The organism is Brevundimonas sp. (genome assembly GCF_030656255.1).
GTDB lineage: Bacteria > Pseudomonadota > Alphaproteobacteria > Caulobacterales > Caulobacteraceae > Brevundimonas.
On the sequence record NZ_JAUSOE010000028.1, the window covers coordinates 23,267 to 29,278 of the forward strand.

6 protein-coding genes are annotated in these 6,012 nt (G+C 58.8%); all 6 read left to right on the plus strand.

Annotation, left to right across the window (positions count from 1 at the left end; genetic code table 11):
* Positions 1-326 precede the first annotated feature (326 nt).
* The 6 genes from Q7J26_RS02860 to Q7J26_RS02885 all read left to right on the plus strand — a co-directional run bounded on the left by Q7J26_RS02860 (position 327) and on the right by Q7J26_RS02885 (position 5,503).
* Positions 327-1,892 (plus strand): TIGR04141 family sporadically distributed protein, encoded by a 1,566-nt coding sequence (locus Q7J26_RS02860; RefSeq protein ID WP_304935008.1) that lies wholly within the window; start codon positions 327-329, stop codon positions 1,890-1,892.
* Between the two features lie 318 nt (positions 1,893-2,210).
* Positions 2,211-3,233, plus strand: a complete 1,023-nt coding sequence (locus Q7J26_RS02865; protein ID WP_304935009.1) for a hypothetical protein — start codon at positions 2,211-2,213, stop codon at positions 3,231-3,233.
* A 13-nt stretch (positions 3,234-3,246) separates the two neighbouring features.
* A complete protein-coding gene (locus Q7J26_RS02870) occupies positions 3,247-3,564 on the plus strand; it encodes an STAS-like domain-containing protein (protein ID WP_304935010.1) in 318 nt (105 codons plus the stop codon).
* A 79-nt stretch (positions 3,565-3,643) separates the two neighbouring features.
* On the plus strand, positions 3,644-4,708 hold the full coding sequence (locus Q7J26_RS02875; protein ID WP_304935011.1) for a hypothetical protein: 1,065 nt from the start codon (positions 3,644-3,646) through the stop codon (positions 4,706-4,708).
* 1 nt (position 4,709) lies between these two features.
* Positions 4,710-5,036, plus strand: coding sequence for an STAS-like domain-containing protein (locus tag Q7J26_RS02880; protein WP_304935012.1), 327 nt, complete (start codon positions 4,710-4,712; stop codon positions 5,034-5,036).
* Positions 4,994-5,503, plus strand: coding sequence for a hypothetical protein (locus tag Q7J26_RS02885; RefSeq protein WP_304935013.1), 510 nt, complete (start codon positions 4,994-4,996; stop codon positions 5,501-5,503). Before Q7J26_RS02880 ends, Q7J26_RS02885 begins: the two co-directional genes overlap by 43 nt.
* The last annotated feature ends 509 nt before the right edge of the window (positions 5,504-6,012 follow it).

Here is a 6,012-nt window from a genome sequence, read left to right on the forward strand (position 1 = left end):
CTAACCGAAAATGCTCGGGGCGCATCTCCGAACGGTCCCGCTGGGACAAATATACGACTGGGCAGGCACATTGTTGCGCTGACGACCCGACTTCGCTGTCGGCAATGCGCCAACAACGGACGCTGGCGCGGAGCCAAACACCGACATACGCGACAAGGCCTATTGCGCCAGACTGCTTAGACAACGGAACAGGTGCAGTAGCGCCTGGTCCTGCGGGCGGGCCGCCACCTCGTGGGTTAAGCGGCCTCACGTGGAAGCAGAGACAGCCTTCAACCTGAACTTGCCTAAGCGGGGCTTTAACGCTTAGCTGGATGCGGGAGGCAGCGATGGCCGACAAAAACAATAAACTCACCATCCACCTGATCAAGGAGAAGGTGGCTGCAGACAAGATCATGAAGCCGGGTGCCGCGAGCGCTGTCATTGACGGCGTGGGGACGTTTTATGCCGAGAACTCCCATGCCAGCCAGCCGTCTTGGTTCTCAGACTTCTTCGGGAAACGGACGGCAGCCCCGTTCACGCTGCTGACTGCGAGCGCCAAGGGTGTGCTTCTCCGAACGATGCAGTTCGAAGAGGAAATTCGGACCTTCGCATTGGTCTTTGGTAATGGCCGCTTCCTTCTGAACGAGGGAGTTGTCGAAGAGCGGTTTGGGTTAAAGGTCGTCCTCAACACGATGGTCAAGGACAGCATCCGAAGCGTGGACCGCACGGCACTTGGTTCGGTACCCAAGCAAAGCCGCGAACAACTAAGCCGCGCCAGCGGGGCCTCCAGCTTCGGCATCGACATCGAGCAGGATCTCGTCCGATCGGTCACGGCGCAGTCCAGTAACAAGCGCCTCGGCAAAACGATCTCGGGCCGTGACGCCGTCACGGTCAACGCGAAATTCGATGCCTCAAACATCGATGAGCTCCTGACGCTGTGCATGGTCCAGTCCAGGAGCAAGGCTTACCAGGACGATTTCGAGTGGATCGATCAGATCAGGGATGTACGCGACCCGACGACCGTGGACGAGCTGAACGCTGACCTCGTTCAGCGGATTACCGACGGTAATTTCAAAGGCATCTGGATGGCGGCCCCCGACATCCTCGACTGGGTGGCCATCAAGGGCTTCCGGTACGGCCGGAGCAAAAAGGCCAAACTCTATGACGACCTGGAGTTGGAGGATTTCTTGGAGTCTTTGGGCGACGCCGCCCTCGACCTTGATCACTTAAAGGCCTGTCTCGTGGTGGCGGTCTCCGCCAAGTCTGACGATGTCGCCGATCAGTGGATGGCGTACCGGTGCTTCTACGCCGAAAGCACCCTGAACACCCGGATGTACATCCTCAACAACGGCCGGTGGTACGAGATTGCGAAATCTTTTGCCGATCAAGTCATCGCTGATTTCAAGGACACGCCGGAATCCGAGATCGTCCTTCCGGACTACGACCACGACGGGGAAGGCGCTTACAATGACGCAGTAGCCGCTGACATGGACGGCACCTGTTCAATGGATCGCCAGCTCGTCAAGCACGGAGGAGGTCACAGCAGCATAGAGTTTTGCGACCTGGTGATTGATGACAAGAAACTCGTGCACGTCAAACGCTACAGCGGGTCCGCCCAACTTAGTCACTTGTTCGCTCAGGGCGCCGTGTCGGGCGAACTTTTCGTCCAAGACGCGGAGTTTAGGGAGAAACTGAACGAGAAGCTGCCGCAAGGTCATAAACTCGCGGACCCGGCTGAGCAGCCCGATCCTCGCGAGTATGAGATCGTGTTCGCTATCATAGTTGGAAGCGACGATCTGGACATTCCGTTCTTCAGCAAGGTCAGCCTGCGTAACGCTCGGCGTCGTTTGCGCGGCTATGGTTACACAGTCACCAAGAAGCGCATCGCGTCTGTGAAGGCCGAGGCAGCCTAGTGCCCGCCAAGCGCCGAAAGAGGTGGGCGAGATCGTGACGATCGCACAGAGCACTTCGACGTATTTCATCCGCTTGCCCATGGCTGGAGGAAGCCAGCACTGGATGCACTGGATTTGCTTCTAGTGCCGGCCTCGGAGCGTACCTGCCGCACGTCAGCTAGGCGTCACCTCCGGACCTTCGACTGGCTCGCGGCCAAGGGCCTAGCTTGACTCACCGGCGACATTTTGAACGGCTGCTTTCGGCTCAGATCTTGGTGAGCTAACCTTGCCGTCTCCACGTGCGCCAGAGGATTGGTCGCTGAGGAGAACGGGGGGAGCATGGGCAAAAGGGCGAAGCGACGCCTGCGAGGGCGTGAGAAGGAGGGTGCCGCCCTACGCCTGCAGTATCCGGGCCACGAGCATATCAGGGCACCGCTTCGGCTGGCTCTCGGCGCGCCGCAGGACATGCAGATAATTGTCGAGTTTCTGACTAGACTTGAAGAGGCGGCAACCGACGGTGATCGTTCCGTGCTGCTCGATCTGCACGATACCAAGATTATAGATGCCGTCGCCTGCGTAATGCTCGCTGCGGCGATGCAGAAGCTCGATATCGAGTGCGGCGTGAAAGTCACGGTGAGAATGCCGCGCAACGGATCCGCGCGGTTTGCCCTGAAGCTGTTCGGGGTGACGCGCGACGGCGAGGCAGTTCTGGAAGAGGCTGGCGGCCGCATCCTCAGGGTCACATCCGGAATGTTGGGCGACCCTTCGCCCGGTGCCAGGACGTTTGAGGTAGCACGCCTCGTCGAGCAGTTTGTGTCAGATCAGACGCTGGCAGATAAGGTACATGCCGCGCTCAATGAAGCGGCCGACAATGTATTGTCGTGGGCGTACGGGGCGAACTCGCCCCCCAATCCATCAGAGCGATGGTGGGTCGCCGGAATGCTGACGAGTACGAGAGCTACCTTTATCGCCCTGGATCATGGGCTCGGAATACCCGCGACCGCGCCGCAGAACTTCGGCGACGGCTTGTCCGGCCTCATCAAAACAATGATGCAGGACAAGGAATGGAAGCCAGTCAATCTGAAGCCTACCGACGCCCAGATCCTGCTTACAACAATCCGTCAACGGCGGACCGTGAGCGGTTTGGACGAGAGGGGAAAGGGCTTGTCGAGCATGATCGCGCTCATTGATCGCTTTTCCGGGGGATTCATAAATATTCTGTCTGGGGACGCGCTATACGGCTATCGCAACTTCGCGCACACCCAGGGCGACGACGAATACTGCATCCCTCTCGGCTTCCGCTTTCCCGGCACGCTCATTATATGGCAGCTTGAGGGCGGTCCTTCGGAGGAGTCGATTTGATATGTCCGAAAGAATGACCAAGACGATCCGTTTAGCGGCAGACTTCAATCCTTTTCCTTTCGGGCGCTACCCTTCGCACGGCGAGTGGAGTGGTCAGCGTTTCCGCGAGGAGTGGCTTAAGCCGGCCCTCCTCGCCGGCGAGGCGATCGAGGTCGATCTTGACGGAGCGCGGGGCCTTTCGCCGTCGTTTCTCGAAGAGGCCTTCGGTGGCTTGGTGAGGGGGGGCTTCGCCGCCAAGGACCTGATTTCGCGCGTGCGAATAAAGTCCGACCGCGATCCGACGCTTGTCGATACGGTCCTGATCTATATTCGCGCGGCGAAGCCGATGTAGCTTCTAGGCAAGCGGTGGCGGGGTGGGACCGTTGTCGATCCATTGTTTCTGGTTTCTCCGTAGCGGGTACTATTTCTAAATGTCGTCGAAGGACACGGCTCATCCGGGGAATCGCCGTTGGCGGCGCGCCAATGCCGGGAAGATGCCCGTGCAAACTAGACCGGCACTTCCAGCAGTAATCCCGGAACATATCCTCTGGGCGCCGGAAGAGTTAGACTTCGGCCCTGAGAAGGTCATCGATGATTTGTATTTCTTCTTCGATGAGCTCAGATTTCGAGCCATATCCCTTCGCCAGAGGGTCATTGTCGATCTAAGGCAGTGCACGCGTATCGGGCCGGTGGGCGTCTTGCTTCTGGCTGCGGAGATTACAAGGTGCAATCATGCGCACCCAGACTCCGTGACCGGATACAGTCCAGACAATGTCACGGCACGCAGGACATTGTCAGTGTTCGGCTTCTTCGAGGCAGTCGGCCTTGAGCCAGACGAGGTCGTGGGACCGCTGCCTGGATATTATCAGATCCAAAGCGGGATCGGCCGTACGGACGACTTATCGGCGAAGCTCGGGGACGTGGCCGCTCTGACGCGAGGTCTGTGGAACGACCAAGCTTTCTCAGACCGCATCCACGGCGCATTGAACGAAGCCATGACCAATGTGCTGATGCACGCGTATGATCCCGTCCTGCTTGAGCAGGCCGATGCCTGCGAGTCCGGTCGATGGTGGGTGGCGGGTATGGCATCGCGAGAACGAGATGACGCTTGGTTCATGGCGCTCGATCTGGGAGTGGGGATGCCGGTCAGCGCTCCGGCGAAGAACAAGGACCTTCGGGCTTACCTGACGAAGCCGATCCAGCGCACAGACGCTTCGATCATCTGGCATCTTGTGACTGGAGAAGGGCGCAGCCGTACCGGTCTGCCGCAGCACGGCAAGGGCATACCGACGATGGTCTCTCTCATCAGGGATCGCGTTGACGTCGGAACGCTTTGGATCGTGTCGGGCTTAGGTTTATATCTGCTGGACAAAAATTCGGCTCGATCAGGGCTCAAAAACATAGAAATATCTAGAACGCTAAAGGCAAGGTCTGCAGGAACGTTGATACTTTGGAAAGTTGGGCGCCCGATAATGATTCAGGCAAAAGGGAGCTGAGATGGACGTGGAGGTAGATGTTGCCCGCGACTTCAGTGAATTCCCGTTCGGCCGGTATCCAGAGCATGGCCCGTTCAACGGCACGCGTTTTCGCGAAGAAAAGCTGATCCCGCCACTGACGCGCGGCGTTCGCGTCGTTGTCGACTTATCGGGCGCGCGCGGATTGGCCGCATCTTTCTTGGAGGAAGCGTTCGGCGGACTGGTGCGGCAGGGGCTGACCGTTGCTGCGCTTGAGGAGCAGCTGGTGGTCAAGTCGGCTATCGACCCGAGCCTTGCAGACGAGGTTTGGTTCTATATCGGCGATGCAGCGAAGGCCATCTCCAACTGAGCGAAGATGCACCTCTCTGGGGCGAGGCGGTCAAAGCGCTTTTCTTCGGGTCAGCGGGCTTCGGCCTGAAATGGCTTTTAGGCCGCTTTTCTGGCCGTGCGCATGACATCCGTGTTTGCCTGCTGCGCCTTGACATCATGGGCCGCGACGCAGACGTCGCCATGCGCGGCGCGCAGCGCAATGCGGCCGACCCGGGGCGGGCCTACCAGGTCTTCGCCGAACGGCCCAACCTGATCCGCGATTTACGGCTCTGTCTCGGGCATAGGCCGCGTTTCGGGGCGATAGAGGCGGCGTTCAGCGAGTTCGCGATGACGCTCCGATGGGCCGATCCCCACTACGGTCGAGTTCCGAGTGATCTCGACATCCAGCAGATGCGGGACCGCGAGGCGGAACTCCATCGTGTCATCCGAAGCGTGGCTTCTGGGGATATGTCGTGGAAGTTGTCCGGCCATGAGCGCGCAAAATAATGCAGTGCCCAAGCGCCCGCCGGGGTCGGCGATCTTGCCGGTCACTGAGCGATCTAGGCGACGGCGCTCCATAGAGTGATTTGCAAAGGTGAAGCTTGGGAGCTCGAACTGGCTGTGATGCTCTGCCCTAGAGTGAATGGCCGCTCCTAGCGCACTAGCGACCTTCGCAGGCGTTTCTGATAAGCGTGATCCCAGACTTGAATCGGGCCTTAAGGGCTTATCGAGATGGACAAGGCGTTTTCAGCTTCCTCTACTGAGAAATCTGATATCCCCGACCGGCTGCTCAAGACGTCTTCTTCAGCTTGCCGCGTACGAACAACCCTGAAACGCTCTGAACAGCCCTGAGAAGCAAAATTCAGGCGCAAAGCCGTTGGCGGGCGTGTTGGTGGGTTAGCCCCAACCTCTACCAAAAAACCTTTTAAAAACAATGCGCGTGGCGGACAGAGAGGGATTCGAACCCTCGGTAGGCTTTCACCTACACACGCTTTCCAAGCGTGCGCGATCGACCA